The organism is Neolewinella antarctica (assembly GCF_011927835.1).
GTDB classification, from domain to species: Bacteria; Bacteroidota; Bacteroidia; order Chitinophagales; family Saprospiraceae; genus Neolewinella; species Neolewinella antarctica.
Window position 1 is genome coordinate 1 of record NZ_JAATJH010000009.1, and the last position, 16548, is coordinate 16548.

Below are 16548 nucleotides of genomic sequence, written 5' to 3' on the forward strand. Positions count from 1 at the left end.
CCTACCGCCTACCGCCTACCGCCTACCGCCTACCGCCTACCGCCTACCGCCTACCGCCTACCGCCTACCGCCTACCGCCTACCGCCTACCGCCTAACCCTTCCACACTAAACCACAAACCAACACCTTCAGAATACTCCTACTATGTCCGAAACCGCTACCATTACCGATACCGCCGTCGCCCCCAAAATCCTCCTCGTCGAAGACGACCAAAACTTCGGGAACGTCTTGCGCGACTTCCTGTCCAACGTCCACGATTTCGACGTGACCCTCGCTACCGACGGGCTCGCGGGCTTCGAGGCTTACCGCAAGGGCGAGTGGGACCTTTGCATCTTCGACGTCATGATGCCCCGGCTGAGTGGATTCGAACTGGCCAAAAAAGTGCGGGAGAACGACACCAAGACGCCCATCATTTTCCTGACGGCCAAGGCCATGAAGGAAGACATCCTCAACGGTTTCCAGATTGGCGCCGACGACTACATCACCAAACCCTTCAACAGCGACGAATTGCTTGCACGCATGAACGTCATCCTCCGCCGCACGGCCACGCCCGCCGACCCAAAGGACGAGCAAACCGAGTTTGAATTTGGCCAGTTTCACTTCGTCTTTCCCGTCCGCATCCTTACCCACACGGCCGCTGACGGCACGGAGCACAAAGAGAAATTATCACCCAAGGAGGCGCAACTTATGCGGCTGTTTGCGATCAACAAAAACGAAGTCCTCAGCCGCAGCGAGGCGCTAACCAAGATCTGGGGGGAGGACAATTACTTCACGGCGCGGTCGATGGATGTTTTCGTCACGAAGCTTCGGAAGTACGTCAAGCTGGATGAGAATATTGAGATTGTCAATATTCATGGGAATGGGTTTCAGTTGTTAATTAAGGGGTAGGGTTTGTGCGGTCGCGTCAACTGAATGTATAGGTTGAGGGCCTCCGGCCCGATCCCGATAACTATCGGGATAGGATAGCGCTACCGCTGTTTCGTTCGGGCCAGAGGCCCTCGGCCTAATAAATATGCCCCCTAGGTCGAGGGCCTCCAGGCCCGAATGCAACACGCGTTAGGTCGTCTTACGTTACGTTCGGGCTGGAGGCCCTCGGCCTAACAAATATGCCCCCTAGGTCGCGGGCCTCCAGGCCCGAATGAAGCACGCGTTAGTCAGACCTGCATTACGTTCGGATCGGAGGCCCTCGGCCTATGGTGGGGGAATACTGCCGCGGTTCCGTTCGAGCTACACCGACGAAGTCAGCAGCGTAGCTAAGCCCTCAACCTTTGATATCCCGAATAATATTCAAAATACTCCCCGTCATCTCCTTCGGCATCTCGAACGTATCGCGCCGGTATTTCGCCCAGCTTTCTTCCTCTTCCAGTCGATGATCGACTTCAGCCTTGAGGTCCGCGCAGAGCTGGCGGAGGTGGGGGAACTTTCGCTCGATCTCGGTCAGGATGCGCTGCGATTCTTCCATGCTGTTGCTGGGGAAGATATCTACCTGTAGAGCGATTTCTACTTTTTTGGCCTGGTCGGAATAGAACCACTCGGCGATTTCTTCGACGTCGACCGTCTCGCCGCTCTCGGCGGACCAGACGAGGATGTTAAACACGGCGGCGATGAACAGGGGCGGGTGATCGCCCGACATCCGGTAGATTAAGTCGGTCAGCTTATCGTCCGGTGCCATATCGATGAACTGGAGGAGTTCGCCGAAAGCGCCTTCGCCGAAAACGACCCGTTGTTGGCCACGACGACCGGTGACGCCCATGAGCGCATAGACTTTCTCGAGTTGGTCCTTTAGTGCTTGAATACGTGTTGACATGGGTAGGGAACGCCCCGACGCGGGCCACGGTTTTTGGCTCCTTTCCCCACCCGCACCGCACCCGCGTCCGCGACGCGTAAGCTAGTCCCGTACTTTGTCGGGCCACCAAAATATGCCAGAACGAATTTACCGCTGGGGCGTTCAATAATTTGCCCCGGCGCCTAACGCAGCGTACGCACTATTGCCCCGACAAAAAGGCCCCCAATAAAGTTTCGCTGCGCGTTTTTTGCACAAAAACCACCACCATGTCCCAGAACCCTACCCTCACTTTTCCCGAATTTCCCTACGAACGCCCCGACCTCGCTTTCCAAGAAAAAGCTTTCCGTGCCGTCCTCGCGGAACTGAAAACCGCCGCCGGCCTCAACGACGCCATCGCCGCCGTGGAGCAGATCGACGTCATCCGCTCCGGGGTCGATACGGCCAGCAACATCAGCTACGTCCGCCATTCCATCGACACGAAGGATGAATTTTACAAGGCCGAGAAAGAGTGGTTCGACGAGCAACTACCCGCCACCGAAGCCTGGCGCACGGACTACTACCGCGCCCTAATCACCAGCGAGCACCGCGCGGCACTGCAGGCTCATTTCGGTGACCAGTTATTCAAGACCGCCGAACTAAGCATCAACACGTTCAAACCCGAGATCGTGGAGGGGTTGCAAACGGAAAACAAGACGTATAGCAAGTACATGCAAATGAAGGGGGGCGCCAAAATCGACCTCGACGGTGAAGATTACAATCTTAGTTCGATCACCCCCGTGGAGCAGGATAACGACCGCGACCGCCGCAAGCAGGCCAGCACCGCCAAGTGGGGTTGGTACGCCAAAAACCGGGAGGAGATCGAGGACGTGTACGACGAGCTCGTCAAGATCCGGACGGAGATGGCGACCAAACTCGGCTACGAAAACTTCACCCAGCTCGGCTACGACCGGATGAACCGGACGGACTACGGACCCGCAGAAATCGCCGTATTCCGCAACGAAGTCAAGAAACACATCGTCCCGCTCGCTCAGGAGCTGTATAAGCAACAAACCGCGCGGATCGGCGTCGACCGGCTACACTTTTACGATACGGCGTTCCAGTTTCCCGACGGCAACCCCAAGCCGCAGGGCGAAATGGCCGACACCGTCGACGCCGCCCGCAAACTTTACGACGGACTGAGCAAAGAAACCGGCGCATTTTTCCGCTTACTGGAAGACCGCCAACTGATGGACCTCGCAGCCAAGGACGGCAAAGCAACCGGCGGCTACTGCATCTACATTAACGACTACGGCGCGCCGTACATCTTTTCCAACTTCAACGGCACCAGCCACGACGTGGACGTGCTGACCCACGAATTCGGCCACGCCTTCCAGGTGTACTCCAGCCGGTTCCAAAAGCCGATGGAATACAATTGGCCGACTTTCGACGCCGCCGAGATTCACTCTATGAGTATGGAGTTTTTCGCCTACCCGGGCGTCCCGGATTTCTTTGGGCCGGACGCGGAGAAGTATTACTACAGTCACCTCGCCGGCGCGATTCGCTTTTTGCCCTACGGTTGCGCGGTGGACGAGTTTCAGCACCTCGTCTACGAAAACCCTACCTGGTCGCCCGCCGAGCGCAACGCCGCCTGGAAAAAGCTCGAAGCTGAATACTTGCCCCACCTCGACTACTCCGACATGCCGCACCTTAACGACGGTACTTTCTGGCAGGGTCAACTGCACATCTTCGGGATGCCGTTCTACTACATCGACTACTGCCTGGCGCAGATTTGTGCGTTCCAATTCTGGCTCAAAGACCGGAAGGACCACGAGTCGGCCTGGGCGGATTACGCGCGGCTGTGCACGGCCGGCGGGTCCAAGAGTTTCCTCGGGCTCGTGGAGCTGGCGAACCTGGAAAACCCTTTTGAACCCGGCGTCATGGAGAAGATTACCGGCGTCATCAAGGAGCAACTGCGAAGCTTAACGGTAGCTTAATGGTTCCGAATGTTTCGCCATATTGGGTGGGCGCGGCGATCTTGCGCGTTATGCGATTTTTTGCTGTATTTATTCTGCTTTCCTTGTTGTCATCGTGCGGTACGGACTTGCCGCCTAACGCCCGGCGGATCGTGCTGGACCAGGAAATTCACGCGCCCGGTAAGTACTACAAGCAGCGCTACTACGGCGTCGCCGATACCCTCGCCTGGGAGGAAGTGCTCGCGGCCGCCGACACGACGATGCGGATGGAAGGCGGCTTCGTTAAGTTGCGAAGTAAGCGGATCTGGTACGAATTTCACGAAGACCCGTTGGGCGTCGTAAAGGCGCGGCAGGAGTACCCGGGTTGGAAAGCTGGAATAGACAGTGTTAACTTGGGGAACAACCTCGCCTACTTGGGTCACTGGAACCAGATGACGGCTGAGGTGTCGGCGGCGGATATTTTGTTGGGCCAGGATTCGGTCCGCATTGGCGTCGTCCGCATCACGGGAAAGGTCTTTCCCTGGCAAGACTTTGCGGTGGACGGAGCCGATTATTTGCTGCTTTATCCCCCGGGTAAGGATTCTTTACTGGTGGCCCTCACTGCGCAGAACGTGGGGCCGATTACGCGGCAGACCATTTTTCGGGTTGGCCGACAGCATTACGCCGTCAAGTCGCTTTCCAACGACCGGCGGGAGCTAGTGATCGAAACCGTTCCGGACCCGGGTGACCTTCCGCTGGTGGCGGAGATCGACTTCAACTACCGGCGGGTGGCGGTTGATGACGCGGAGGGGAATTTGTCTTACGTCAAGCGGGAAGAAGGAAAAGAGCTCATTCTATTATTCAACACGCCCTGGTCATTAAACGCGGGCAGGACAATTGGTGAGGTAGATAGTGCCTATTTCGCGATGCCCCCCGAGCGCCAGGCAAACTACCAAGTGGAAGTGATCATGCAGCAAACGGACTTTTTACCGAACTATCAGGTGGAAGCAATTGCGCAGCAGACGAACTTCTTAGCAAACTATCGTGACCGAATGGGGATGTGGTCCGTTCGGCTACCCACCCACACGGGAAACGAAAAGACTTGTTTAGGTCTTAATTGCCGGTCGGATTATCCCTATTACGTAGGCGTGGATCGCAACGGCCGGATCACTACCTTCTACGGGAATGCGGAGGAGTTGTTGGAGAAATTTAGGTAAGGCGGCGCGGTCGCGGGGTGCCAAAGAATCCGGGAAGAGCAAGGGGGGACGGGTAACGAAGGGTTTGCCAGACTACCCGAAAGGAGCAGTCTAATAAACCCCCGACTTAATCGTCATAAATCCCTATTCTCCCAGTATCAAGAATATTATCTACCGCCTACCGCCTACCGCCTACCGCCTACCGCCTACCGCCTACCGCCTACCGCCTAAACCCCGCACCTGCGACAGCGCCAAAACCAAAACACCAACCCCACCCACCCCGTTACGCCAATAATGCCACTACTAACCTTCACCGACCGAGGAATCTACTGCGAACGCGCCGACGTCTACATCGACCCCTGGAAACCCGTCGACCGCGCCCTGCTCACCCACGGCCACGCCGACCACTCCCGCTGGGGAAATAAGTACTACCTGACCACCCGCACCGCCGCCCCGGTGATCAACTACCGCCTCGGCGACATCAAGATCGAGACGGTGGAATTTGGCGAAGTTAAAACGATCAACGGCGTGAAATTTAGCTTTCACCCCGCCGGGCACATCATTGGATCGGCGCAGATCCGGGTGGAATACAAGGGCGAAATCTGGGTAGCCAGCGGCGACTACAAACTCGAAGACGACGGTCTGAGCGAAGCCTACGAACCGATTAAGTGCCAACACTTCATCACCGAATCTACCTTCGGCCTACCCGTCTACCGCTGGGTGCCGCAGGAAGAAGTTTTTGCCGACATCAACGACTGGTGGCGCGCCAATAAGGAAGACGGAAAAGTGAGCGTCATCACCGCCTACGCCCTCGGAAAAGCCCAGCGTTTGCTGGAAGGGCTCGACCCCGAGATCGGTACCATCTACACCCACGGCGCGATCGAAAACACGAACGAAGTCATCCGCGCCCAGGGCATTAAGCTGAACGACACGGTGCGCGTCACTAAGGACGTCAACAAGAAAGATTACCCCGGTAACATCGTCATGGCCACCCCCGGTGCCGTCGGTCAACCCTGGATGAAGAAATTCGGACAGGCGCGGGTTGGGGCCGCTTCGGGCTGGATGACCCTGCGGGGTGCCCGCCGCCGGAGAGGTGCCGACCGCGGCTTCGTGCTCAGCGACCACTGCGACTGGCCCGCCCTCCTCGAAGCCATCGCCCTCACGGAAGCCAACAACATCTACGTTACCCACGGCTACACGGCTATTTTCAGTAAGCACCTGCGCGGCCTCGGCCTCAACGCCGTCGAGTTGGAAACCGAATACGAAGGTGAACTAGCCGAGATCGAGAGTAAGGCCGAACCCTCCGAATCAGCAGAGAACGCCGGAAAGTAGCCTCTAAATGGGCGGAGCTCACTTAACCGACGAAGCCGAATAAAAGCACGCAGCGTGTCTAACAAGGTGCTTTCAAAAGTGAAAACAATCTTTGGATAATGTAACTTAGGTACTCGAACGCGAGCTTTTGCTCCGTCAGAACTCGCTTTCGAACATCATCCTAAATCAATTATCCTTGTCTACTAATCCTTCCTCTTCCAACGAGAGCGCCCTCGGTATCGCCATTATTGGCCTGGGCGGCGCCGTTGCCACCACTGCCGTCGCCGGTAGCCTGCTCATGAAAAAAGGGCTACAGGAGCCCGTCGGTCTTCCCCTGGCCGAGTTTGGCCACCTCGACTTGGTGAGCTACAAAAACCTTCACTTTACCGGGTGGGACCTCTACCAGGATGATCTTTACAAAGCCGCCAAACACCACGGCGTGCTGGACCGCGAGCAACTCGCCGCCGTTGAGGAGGATATGTCCAACATGTTTCCCCTCCAGGCCATTCGCAACGAAGCATACTGCGAAGGCGTCGTCAATGGAGCCAACAGTACGGAAACGCACCGGGAGCTGGTCGTGACGATTCAGCAACAGATTGCGGACTTCAAAAAAGAGATCGGTGGCAACGTCGTCGTTATCAACCTCGCCAGCACGGAATCACACATCGACCTCACGGACGAGAAATACCAAACCGTCGCCGCTTTCGAAGAAGCCATGGACAGCCACCACGAGTGCATCAGCCCGGCCATGATTTATGCCTACGCCTGCATCACGTCCGGAACGCCCTACGGAAACTTCACACCGAGCGTCGGTGCCGACGTGCCAGCCCTGCGCTTGCTCGCCAACGAACTCGACGTACCAGTCGCCGGAAAGGATGGCAAGACCGGGCAGACGTACATCAAAACCGTCATTGCACCCGCGCTCCGCGCCCGCGCCCTCCACGTAGATGGTTGGTTCAGCACTAATATCCTTGGAAACCGGGACGGAGAAGCGCTCCGTAAGCCGAAGAGCCTGCTCAATAAGATCAATACTAAAGGAGACGTTCTCGCAAACTGCCTGGGCTACCCCGTTGAAGACCACGTTGTGAAGATCAACTACTACAAGCCCCGTGGCGACAATAAGGAAGCCTGGGATAATATCGACGTGACCGGGTTCCTCGGCCACCAGATGCAGATCAAAGTCAACTTCCTCTGTAAGGACTCCATCCTGGCCGCGCCACTGGCAATGGAGATTGCCCGCTGCCTCGATATGGCCGGTCGGAAAGGTCGTGGCGGCGTCGCCGAAGCACTCGGGGTGTTCTTCAAAGCGCCGATGACGCGCGAGGGAAACGAGCCGAACCACAACTTCACGGAGCAGCAACTGGAACTCTTGCGCTGGTTGGAGGAACTGAACGAACTGGACGATACTCCATTGAACAAAAAAGTGGAGGAGAAGCAAGCGATCTAGGTCCTATGGCAACCATTAAGTCTACTAATTTACCGCGCGCGGTCACCCGTCGGGCGACTGCCGCGTTGTTTTCCGAACTGCAAGATCTCAAGCGGATTGCACCGGCCAGTATCCGCTATTCGCTGGCGGACGATCTTTTTGTAAAGGCGTGGCAGGCTATTCTGAACGGCGCTAAGTGGGACGCGGTGGCGGATTCGATTACTTGTCAGGCGCTCCTGTACGTCCTTTTTCCGGGCGTCGATCAGAGTTTTTTCGCGGCGGCTGGACTACATCCTTCTGAGGTAGCTAAAGTATGCGACCAGGCTTTTGAGCGGACGGTGGAAGGTCGGGTCACGGCGGCAACGGCAGTCCGGTTGCGGAGTGCGCTGGCTGGCGTAATTGAAGAATTGTCCGGTATTGCGATTGCGGAACCGATCGAGACGACTTTGCCGGGTTGTTTGGAACGCTTGCGCGAACAGCCTCGCGCCGGAGCAACCCACCCGGAACATCCTCGCTTGGTGTTACTGCCGGCGGAAAGCCACGCGGATCACTGTTTGATGACGGCTGTTTACGCAGCGTTGAGTGCGGAAGAATATGGAGCTAGCGTGGGGGAAGCATTCGTCTGCGGACTAGCCCACCACCTGCATAATGCCTTCTTGCCGGATTGCGGTTGGGCGGGAGAGTTGGCTTTGGAACCGTACTTAGCCCAGGTCATCGGTAATTGCCGGACGACCGCGCTTTCCGAATTTACCCCGCACCTGCGCCAGCGCCTAAGTGACGTTTTGCTGCACCACGAAACCATCGCGACGCCGGTGGGCCTGGCCATCAGTAGTGGTGACGTGCTCGACCGGGTGCTGGACGTGAAGTGGCGCGTGCAAGCGGCGGCGGTGACGGACGTTAAAGTGCTCGGCGACCTCGACCTCGTCCACCCCGGGCCCCTCAAAGATTTTCAAACCGCGCTACTCAACGAAACCGAACTGTGGATTACCCGCTGATCAGCCCGACGAACGGGAACGTCCTGCGGGAAGACGGCGCGCACTTTCTGACGGACGGGGAGCGCCGCTGGCCCGTGGTGGACGGTATTCCGTTTCTGCGGCCTGATGATGATTTGCGGTTAGCCGTAGTAGCGGATTTGGAAAACGGTAACGAACGCGATGCTCTTTGCCGCTTACTGGCCGACCAGGATCGATTTAGCCCCACGCTGCCACCGGAACGGGCGGCAATCGAGCGCGTCATCGACAAAAAAGGCCTGAATTTACGCGAAGCGATGGCGCTGCTGAGCTACGGCCCGGTGGGGGATTATTTCGCCTACCGCTGGTGCTCCCCCACCTTTACCGGCGGCCTACACATGCTGGAACGGACGCCGGCGCACCAGGCGGTGGTGGAGGTGGCTTGCGGAATCGGCCACTTCTTGCGCGCGCTGGAACAGGCCGGTCGGGAGGTCGTCGGGGTCGATATCGTCTACTCCAAACTTTGGCTGGCGCGGCGTATCTTAGGCGTGAAGGGGCCACTTATTTGTGGTGACGTCGAGGCGGGGCCGGTAATAGGGACTAGTCGTCCGACGACGGTTTTTTGTCACGATGCCTTCTACTTTTTTGAGTTCAAGGAAGCTGCGCTGACTCATTTACGGCAGATTGCGGCCGGTGGATCGGTCGCCGTCGGACACGTACACACGCGTACGAGCGCGCACGAAGCCGGGTTTGCTTTGGAGCGGGCGGCGTACGGAAAATTGACGGATGCTTTCGTGCGGGACGATGCCGATTTTATGCTTGGCTGGTACGGAAAACGTGCGGTCGTTGGTGACCCGGCGTCGGTTGCGGTGGGTTGGATTGAGGGGGAAACGGAGCACCGGGCGATTGAATGGATAAAGAATAATGATTCGCTAAGGAAGAATCCACTGCTTCAGGAACGAAAAATTAGCTGGCCGAGCGCGGGTTGGCGGCAAGAATATGAAGAAGATAGTCAGTGTCTGAATGGGGAATCACTGCCCGAATTAATTAATGCCGAGTGGCCTGCGGACGTGCTTACACGCTACCAAAAACGCTTACTCATCAACCTCCCGGGCTCATGGTAAAAACTACTCGTATCGGTATCGTCGGCCTCGGTTGGGTGGCACGGGATTACATGTTGCCGGCCATCGCGGCGGCGGGTGAGCGTGCTGAGTTGACGGCGGTGCTGAGTTTGCGGGAGGAAGATTTTGCCGACCTGCCCAACAGTGTGCGTTGCTTCAATAATCTAGATGAATTCTTAGCGGCCGATCTAGTAGACGCGGTTTACATCGCCACGCCAAATCACCTGCACCGGGAGCAAACGATCGCCTGCCTGGATGCAGGTCTACACGTCCTTTGCGAAAAGCCCTTGGCGCTGACGCCGGATGCCGTGTCAATCATGAAAGGAGCAGCGGAACGCAACCAACGTCTCCTCGTAACGGCCTACGACCAACGCCACCACCCCGCCCACCGGGAGATGCGCAACATCATCAGAGCAGGAAAACTAGGTACCATCACCCAGGCCCGAATCGACTACGCCTGTTGGCTCCCCAAAGAATGGAGCGGCGATAACTGGCGCATCAACCGCAAAAAAGCCGGCGGCGGCGCCATTATCGACCTCGCCCCTCACGGACTGGACCTATTAGAGTGGCTACTGGAAGACCCCATCGCCGAAGTCCACTGCTTCCAACAAAGCCTCGTCCAAAACTACTCCGTCGATGATGGCGGCGTCCTGAGCATCCGCTTCGAAAGCGGCACCCTCGCCGCCCAAACCGTCGGCTACAACCGCCCGGAAACCCTGCCCCGCCGCAAACTAGAAATCATCGGTACCCAGGGAATGCTCACCGCCGAAAACACCATGGGCCAGGACGCCGGTGGCCAACTGACCTTCACCGACGCGGAAACCGGCACTACCGAAAACATCCCCTTCGACGCAAAAACCGGCCCCTTCACCCACCAACTCACCAACTTCCTCGACCGCATCCACCAAGCCCCGACCGACAACACCGAACTGGAAGCTACCCTCCGCCAAGTTAATCTCCTGCACCGGGCCTTACGCATCAGCCAACCTCCCGCCCCAAAATCACTCATCGCCAGCAGACCTACTCACCAGGTAGAACGCCCCTCAGCTTCCGACTCCCACCCACGGTACGATCCCTACGCCGTGCTGGAATCCTTCGCTAACATCGATGTCTACGGGAGTAAAGAATAAAGAGCATAGAGTAAAGACGTAAGACTACAGACCAAAGACTTTAGACCACAGACCTTAGACCAAAAACCCCAGACCAATTATGCTAACCCACTACGCCTGCACCCACTGCGGAGGCTGGATCCTCTGGTTCGACACCCGCGAGCCCATCGCCTGCCCGAACTGCACGGACGTCCGCAACGCCCTGCCCGAGGAAGACTTCACCTACCTCCGCATCGACGCGGCCGAGGGGAAATACCGTACGGAATGGCGCGAAACCCTGCCCGGTCTTTGGGAGTTCTGGACCGTCCCGCAGTTAGGTCTCGGCAGTCACGGATGGCTAATCATCCGGGAGGAGGGCAACATTGCTTTCGAAGCAGCTCCCTACTACGACGAGGCGAGTAAGCAAAAGATCCAGGAACTCGGCGGCATCCAGATTCTCGGCGCGAGCCACCCCCACGGCTACGGAGCCCTCTGGCAATTGCAGGAGCAGCACCAACCGGAAGAACTGATTATCCACCGCGATGACCTGGTCCATACCAAAGCATTTAAAGTCAATCGCCCAATCGACGATGTCCACCGCCTCGACGACCAACGGGAAATGCGCCGACTAGGCGGTCACTACGAAGGTCAAACGGCGCTCTACGATGGCGAGTACAAAATCCTGTTCCTGGGCGATGCCCTCAAGATCGACTTCGGCCCGGACGGCGTGACGCCCGTCGCGCTGAGTTGCCACAAAGGCTACCACTACGCCATCCCCCTTACGCGGGACGAGTTGCTTCACTACCGCGATGTATTCGGCCGCTACGATTTCGAGCACGTTTGTACGCCGTTCGAATTCGGTCGCGGAATCGGCTGTCACGAAGCCGTCGCGCTGGTTAATTATTTACTGGATACGGACATCCACACCGGCCCCGTCCCCCTCAAACTCCTTTTGGAACATGCCGCAACCTCTGCTTAAAATTGCTACGGAAAAGTACCGTAAAAGCCTTCCTTCCGGCACCCTTCAGGAATTCCGCATCGACCCCGTCGACTACCTCGGCGTGCCCATCGTAAACGTTGATTTCTGGGCGGAAGACGGCCTCGTCTCCAACGGCATTGGCTACGGCCGGACGCCCGAGGCCGCGCAGCTGGGTGCTTACGGCGAGTTGTGTGAGGAACGGCACACCATTGCTGGCTTCGCGGAATTACCCCAGGAAACGGGCAGCTACCGCTCGCTGGTGGAGAAGTACGGTACCGAAAAAGTTATCGATCCACTGACGCTCGTGCTGGAAGCCGGCTCGCCGTATGATGAAGATTACGAACTACAATGGGTGCCGATTCGACGCTACGCCGACGGCCTCGAATGCTGGGTACCGGCGGAGTTTGTCGCTTGCTCAAACGGCCAGGTAGATTATCCGAACCGACTGACTACGGCCATTCGCAACGGCAGCGGGGCGGGGGATACGGAGACGCGGGCGTTGCTGCACGGTACGCTCGAATTATTACAACGGGACGGCAACGTAGATTGCTTTCGGGCGCTGGACCGGGGCTTGGTGATCGATCCGGAAACGCTCCCGCAGGATTGTAAAGATTTAATTGCGGAACTAGCCGAAAAAGGCCTCCACGTCACCTGCAAGCTCGCTCGCGTCACCTGCGGCTGCGTGAGTGTTTATGCCGTCGGGGATGACCGGACGGACGATGATTTTCCCCTCAGCGTCACGGCCACCGGCGAGGGCGCGGACACGGATTACCGCACCGCGCTGCTCAAGGCCATCACGGAATGCGCGAGTAGCCACGGGCGGAAACGGTTCAATAATATCGACTGGCCTGAAGTGGAAGGTGTCGTTCCGGAAGGGTTTCGGGAGCGTATTCTCGGGGACATCGATTTAGCGAAAGAAGAGGCGCGGGCGCTGGATGCCATGGTGGTTTGGCTGAGCGGTAGCCGCGCGGAACTCCGGGCTAAGTTGGCGGATAATGTCTTTCTGGAACGGGAGATTATCGATTGCCGAACTTTACCCGCAAATAGATTTGATACGCTGGAAGAGCAATGGTTTTTCGTTTTAGAACAGTTGGCGGCGGAAGGGTTGACACCTTACGTTTTCCGGTCCGGGACGACCGGGGGGCACTGCCACGTTGTGAAAATGATCGTGCCCGGCATTGAGCAGGAGCTGGGTAGTTATCACCGGTTGGGGGAGCGGGGTGTTCGGCGGTTGCTGGAACGGGAAGATGTTGAGTTGATTAGTCGCCAAGACGGTCCGGGACGTAAAAGAGTCCTCCTCACCGAAGCTGCCGAAATACGTCTGGGCGGTTCTTGCTGGCTCGAAACCGATCGGCTGGATAAACTCATCGAACCTGTTTACGCGCTTTACCGGGAGCCTTCGGCCCACGCCGCCCGCTACGCTATCGATCAGCAGCGGTTGGGTTACACCTCTGATGAACTTGCTGGTCATTCCGCTTCGCTTCATGACCATCAAGATACATCCGAGGAGAACCCAACCTCTAATCATTCTCATTAATCTTAGCTGTGGTTCTCCTCAGACGTATCTTTTTATTTGCGTAGCGCAGCGAAACAAATAAAAAGTTCGTCGGAGGTGTAACCTCGGCGGCCCAACCAAGGAAATGCATCAACTCCGCTACGCCTACAATACCAACGGCTGCGCCCACCACCGCCTCCCCGACGCCCTCCGCCTCATCAGCGAAGCCGGCTACGACGGCGTAGCCCTCACCCTCGACTGGCACCACCTCGACCCCACGGCACCGGACTGGCAAGAACGAACGGCAGAAGTCAAAAAGCTACTTGATCGGTACGGACTAGCTTCCGTCATAGAAACCGGGGCGCGGTATCTACTCGACCCAGCCCAAAAGCACGAACCCACCCTGGTGTCCACCACGGCGGAGGGCCGAGCCGGGCGGGTTAGTTTTCTAAAACGCGCCATCGACGTCGGACGGATTCTGGGTAGCGAAACGGTATCTTTTTGGGCCGGCATTTCTGACAGTACTTTATCTCCTGCGACGCGTAAGCTAGTCCCGCACTCAGTCGGGACGACCACGCAAAACTACCTGACTGAAGGACTAAACGAAGTCATCGCCCACGCCACCAAAGTAGGCCAGGACATCAGCTTCGAACCGGAACCCGGCATGGCCATCGAAACCAACGCGGACTACGAAAACCTACTCGCCACACTAGAAAACCCGGACAAATTAAACCTAGCCCTCGACCTCGGCCACGTCTGGGTAACCGGCGAAGGCGATCCCGCGGCGGCCATCCGAACGTACGCCGACCGGCTCGGAACCATCAGCATCGAAGGCATGAACAGAGGCGTGCATTTGCACTTGCCACTAGACCAGGGCGACATGGAAATCCCCCCACTGATTGAAGCATTGCAAGCCATAAAATTCAACCGCCTCGTCTGCGTAGAACTCAGCCGCGAAAGCCCTCGCGCTCACCTGGCGATCCCCGAATCGATCCGAATTCTGCAAGCAATCGAAGCTACCACCCCAAAAGACTAACCGACCACAAGACTAACCATGCGCATCTGTTTCATCTCCCGCCGCTACTTCCCCGCCGTCTCCGGCATGAGCGTTTACGCCCGTAACCTGACGCACGCCCTGGCCGACCGGGGCCACGAGGTCGTCATGATCAGCCAGTACCGCGAGGACCCGACCGGCGTCGAAATCTACGGCGGCGGCCCGCCCCCGAACGAACCCTGGATGGAAGTGCACGGCCTGCGCAGCGTCGGCGAAGAACTCGGCGCGGAAAACCCGCCGGCGGATTTCGAACGGGACCTGCGCGAAATGGCTGACCTGGCCGTGAAATTGCACGCGGAAAAACCGTTCGACGTCGTCCACGCACAGTATGCTTACCCCACCGGACTGGCGGCGCTCGAAGTCAGTCGGCGGCTCGGCATTCCGAACGTCGTCAGCATTCAGGGCGGCGACGGGCACTGGGTCGGCGGCTGCTGCACGACGCACCAGCGGGCAATGGACGCGGTGCTGAACCACGCTATGGGGCTGGCGATCGGCTGCGATAGTTTCCGCGCTGAAGTAGTGGAAAACCATGGAACAGACCCAAATAGATTTACGATTGTGCCCGGCGCGACGAATGTTGATCAGTTCACGCCTCAGCAAGAAAAGCATTCGGATCTAGCCGCCGCCGTTGCTGAAATTGGTCAACTAGGTGAACCCGTGCGACTGCTCTACCACGGACGAGTAGACAAGCGAAAAGGAAGCCTGGACTTCATTTACTGCGGCGCACGATTGCTAAAAGAAGGTCGCAACGTAGAAATGATCGTGAGCGGAATCGGTCCGGATTTTGTCGAAACACGGGAACTGGCCGAAGAACTCGGGGTGATCGACAAGACCCATTTTCCCGGGGAGGCGGCCTACGACGAGGCGCACTTACGCTATCACGACGGGGATATTTTCCTGAGCCCGACTTACGCGGAAGGCTTTTCCAACACCATTCTGGAAGCGATGGCCAGCGGCTTGCCGATCGTGAGTACGAAGACGGTCGGGGTGGTCGACTGTCTGCGTGATGGGGAGAACGGTTTGCTCGTCGAACCAGGCGATCTGGACGCTTTGACGGCAGCCACGCGGCGTTTGCTGGATGATGAAACCTTGCGCACCAAGCTGGCCCGGGCGGCTTATCAGGAAGTACAAGAGAAGTATTCCTGGCCAGTTGTGGGGGAGCAAATTGAAGGACTTTACGAGCGTTTGCAAGGTCAAAAAGTTGATACTTCCTGGACAAAGATCATTCAAGCCAACGAAGTAGTGGAAGACGCCGACCTCAGTTGCCGCTTCCGTACGCAACCGCATTTGCTATGATTTTAGCTTTAAGTCCGCACCTCGACGACGCGGTTTTTTCCGTGGGCGGCTACCTGCATCAACAAGTTTTGGCGCCCCGACAAAGTACGGAACTAGCTCACGCGCCGCGGTCGCGGGTGCAATGTGTAACCGTTTTCACGAGCAGTGTTTTAGGACCGACCGGTTTCGCGCTGGCTTGCCAACTGGATAAAGGATTGGCCCCGGAAGTAGATTATATGGACTTACGGCGCGCGGAAGACCGGGCGGCTTGTGAGCACCTCGGCGTTGGTTGGGAACATCTGGATTTTCGCGAAGCTCCGCACCGGGGTTACGACTCCGCTCCGGCCCTGTTTACAGGTATTCGGGCTACGGACGATCTAGATACGGACCGGTTATTAACTGAACTACGCGAGCGTATCGAACGACTGAAGCCAAACGAAGTACTGTACCCCTTCGGTGCCGGTAACCACGTGGATCATTTACAACTGATTGCCGCCGTAGAAACACTAAAACCCGCTTTCCCGGGCGTACGCTTTCGTCAGTACTACGATATGCCCTACGCTCGGAATTTTTCGGAGCGGTACCCGGAACTGGGGCGTGAAGTGGCTGGCATTGAATTGGCGGACGATGTTTTTTCGAGGAAAGTGGCCGCCTGTAACCAGTACACCACGCAAGTCGCCTTCCAATTCGGCGGGCAAGAGCGGATTGCGGAAGTGCTGGGCCAGTTAGAGTTTTTGCGTTGAAGCAATGGACCGATAACTCAAAGAGAGACCACGCAGCAATCCGTAGCCCTAAAGTGAACGTAACGAGCGCTCTTCGCTTTGTACTTACTAAGTGGTCTAACCAAACATATTTAACCACATAGTGCACAAAGGTCACACAGGGCAGCTCTTCTTTGTGTGCTCCGTATCCTTTGTGGTAAAGAAAAAATACTACG

The 16548-nt window shown here is 57.4% G+C and carries 14 protein-coding genes; 13 read left to right on the forward strand and 1 reads right to left on the reverse strand.

The window, feature by feature from the left end:
* Nucleotides 1-143 precede the first annotated feature (143 nt).
* A complete protein-coding gene (locus GGR27_RS17915) occupies nt 144-887 on the forward strand; it encodes a response regulator transcription factor (protein WP_168039901.1) in 744 nt (247 codons plus the stop codon).
* 373 nt (nt 888-1260) lie between these two features.
* Here the strand turns inward: GGR27_RS17915 and GGR27_RS17920 are convergent, their stop codons facing one another.
* Nucleotides 1261-1806 (reverse strand): hypothetical protein, encoded by a 546-nt coding sequence (locus GGR27_RS17920; protein ID WP_168039903.1) that lies wholly within the window; start codon nt 1804-1806, stop codon nt 1261-1263.
* 245 nt (nt 1807-2051) lie between these two features.
* Here GGR27_RS17920 and GGR27_RS17925 point away from each other — a divergent pair, with 245 nt between their 5' ends.
* The 12 genes from GGR27_RS17925 to GGR27_RS17980 all read left to right on the forward strand — a co-directional run bounded on the left by GGR27_RS17925 (nt 2052) and on the right by GGR27_RS17980 (nt 16354).
* A complete protein-coding gene (locus GGR27_RS17925) occupies nt 2052-3758 on the forward strand; it encodes a M3 family oligoendopeptidase (protein ID WP_168039905.1) in 1707 nt (568 codons plus the stop codon).
* 50 nt (nt 3759-3808) lie between these two features.
* Complete coding sequence (locus tag GGR27_RS17930) at nt 3809-4933, forward strand: hypothetical protein (protein WP_168039907.1); 1125 nt, start codon at nt 3809-3811, stop codon at nt 4931-4933.
* 273 nt (nt 4934-5206) lie between these two features.
* On the forward strand, nt 5207-6244 hold the full coding sequence (locus GGR27_RS17935) for a ligase-associated DNA damage response exonuclease (RefSeq protein WP_168039909.1): 1038 nt from the start codon (nt 5207-5209) through the stop codon (nt 6242-6244).
* Between the two features lie 175 nt (nt 6245-6419).
* A complete protein-coding gene (locus GGR27_RS17940; protein WP_406603645.1) occupies nt 6420-7670 on the forward strand; it encodes an inositol-3-phosphate synthase in 1251 nt (416 codons plus the stop codon).
* 5 nt (nt 7671-7675) lie between these two features.
* A complete protein-coding gene (locus tag GGR27_RS17945; RefSeq protein WP_168039911.1) occupies nt 7676-8644 on the forward strand; it encodes a hypothetical protein in 969 nt (322 codons plus the stop codon).
* Nucleotides 8629-9723 (forward strand): class I SAM-dependent methyltransferase, encoded by a 1095-nt coding sequence (locus GGR27_RS17950; RefSeq protein ID WP_168039912.1) that lies wholly within the window; start codon nt 8629-8631, stop codon nt 9721-9723. The genes GGR27_RS17945 and GGR27_RS17950 overlap by 16 nt, the downstream gene beginning before the upstream one ends.
* The gene (locus GGR27_RS17955) at nt 9717-10850 is read left to right on the forward strand and encodes a Gfo/Idh/MocA family protein (protein WP_168039914.1); all 1134 of its coding nucleotides are present in this window, start codon (nt 9717-9719) and stop codon (nt 10848-10850) included. The genes GGR27_RS17950 and GGR27_RS17955 overlap by 7 nt, the downstream gene beginning before the upstream one ends.
* A gap of 79 nt (nt 10851-10929) precedes the next feature.
* On the forward strand, nt 10930-11787 hold the full coding sequence (locus GGR27_RS17960; protein ID WP_209037992.1) for an MBL fold metallo-hydrolase: 858 nt from the start codon (nt 10930-10932) through the stop codon (nt 11785-11787).
* A complete protein-coding gene (locus tag GGR27_RS17965; protein ID WP_168039916.1) occupies nt 11768-13324 on the forward strand; it encodes a YcaO-like family protein in 1557 nt (518 codons plus the stop codon). The genes GGR27_RS17960 and GGR27_RS17965 overlap by 20 nt, the downstream gene beginning before the upstream one ends.
* A 103-nt stretch (nt 13325-13427) precedes the next feature.
* Nucleotides 13428-14318: a sugar phosphate isomerase/epimerase family protein gene (locus tag GGR27_RS17970; RefSeq protein ID WP_168039918.1), complete on the forward strand. Its 891-nt coding sequence runs from the start codon at nt 13428-13430 to the stop codon at nt 14316-14318.
* 18 nt (nt 14319-14336) lie between these two features.
* Nucleotides 14337-15632, forward strand: coding sequence for a glycosyltransferase family 4 protein (locus GGR27_RS17975; RefSeq protein ID WP_168039920.1), 1296 nt, complete (start codon nt 14337-14339; stop codon nt 15630-15632).
* Nucleotides 15629-16354, forward strand: a complete 726-nt coding sequence (locus tag GGR27_RS17980; protein ID WP_168039922.1) for a PIG-L deacetylase family protein — start codon at nt 15629-15631, stop codon at nt 16352-16354. Before GGR27_RS17975 ends, GGR27_RS17980 begins: the two co-directional genes overlap by 4 nt.
* Nucleotides 16355-16548 lie beyond the last annotated feature (194 nt).

Excerpts from the sequence above, each read along its gene's own strand:
- GGR27_RS17955 (WP_168039914.1), top strand. The coding sequence starts at position 9,717 with ATGGTAAAAACTACTCGTATCGGTATCGTCGGCCTCGGTTGGGTGGCA.
- GGR27_RS17930 (WP_168039907.1), top strand. The coding sequence starts at position 3,809 with ATGCGATTTTTTGCTGTATTTATTCTGCTTTCCTTGTTGTCATCGTGC.
- GGR27_RS17935 (WP_168039909.1), top strand. The coding sequence starts at position 5,207 with ATGCCACTACTAACCTTCACCGACCGAGGAATCTACTGCGAACGCGCC.
- GGR27_RS17945 (WP_168039911.1), top strand. The coding sequence starts at position 7,676 with ATGGCAACCATTAAGTCTACTAATTTACCGCGCGCGGTCACCCGTCGG.
- GGR27_RS17915 (WP_168039901.1), top strand. The coding sequence starts at position 144 with ATGTCCGAAACCGCTACCATTACCGATACCGCCGTCGCCCCCAAAATC.
- GGR27_RS17925 (WP_168039905.1), top strand. The coding sequence starts at position 2,052 with ATGTCCCAGAACCCTACCCTCACTTTTCCCGAATTTCCCTACGAACGC.
- GGR27_RS17975 (WP_168039920.1), top strand. The coding sequence starts at position 14,337 with ATGCGCATCTGTTTCATCTCCCGCCGCTACTTCCCCGCCGTCTCCGGC.
- GGR27_RS17965 (WP_168039916.1), top strand. The coding sequence starts at position 11,768 with ATGCCGCAACCTCTGCTTAAAATTGCTACGGAAAAGTACCGTAAAAGC.
- GGR27_RS17970 (WP_168039918.1), top strand. The coding sequence starts at position 13,428 with ATGCATCAACTCCGCTACGCCTACAATACCAACGGCTGCGCCCACCAC.
- GGR27_RS17920 (WP_168039903.1), bottom strand. The coding sequence starts at position 1,806 with ATGTCAACACGTATTCAAGCACTAAAGGACCAACTCGAGAAAGTCTAT.
- GGR27_RS17980 (WP_168039922.1), top strand. The coding sequence starts at position 15,629 with ATGATTTTAGCTTTAAGTCCGCACCTCGACGACGCGGTTTTTTCCGTG.
- GGR27_RS17960 (WP_209037992.1), top strand. The coding sequence starts at position 10,930 with ATGCTAACCCACTACGCCTGCACCCACTGCGGAGGCTGGATCCTCTGG.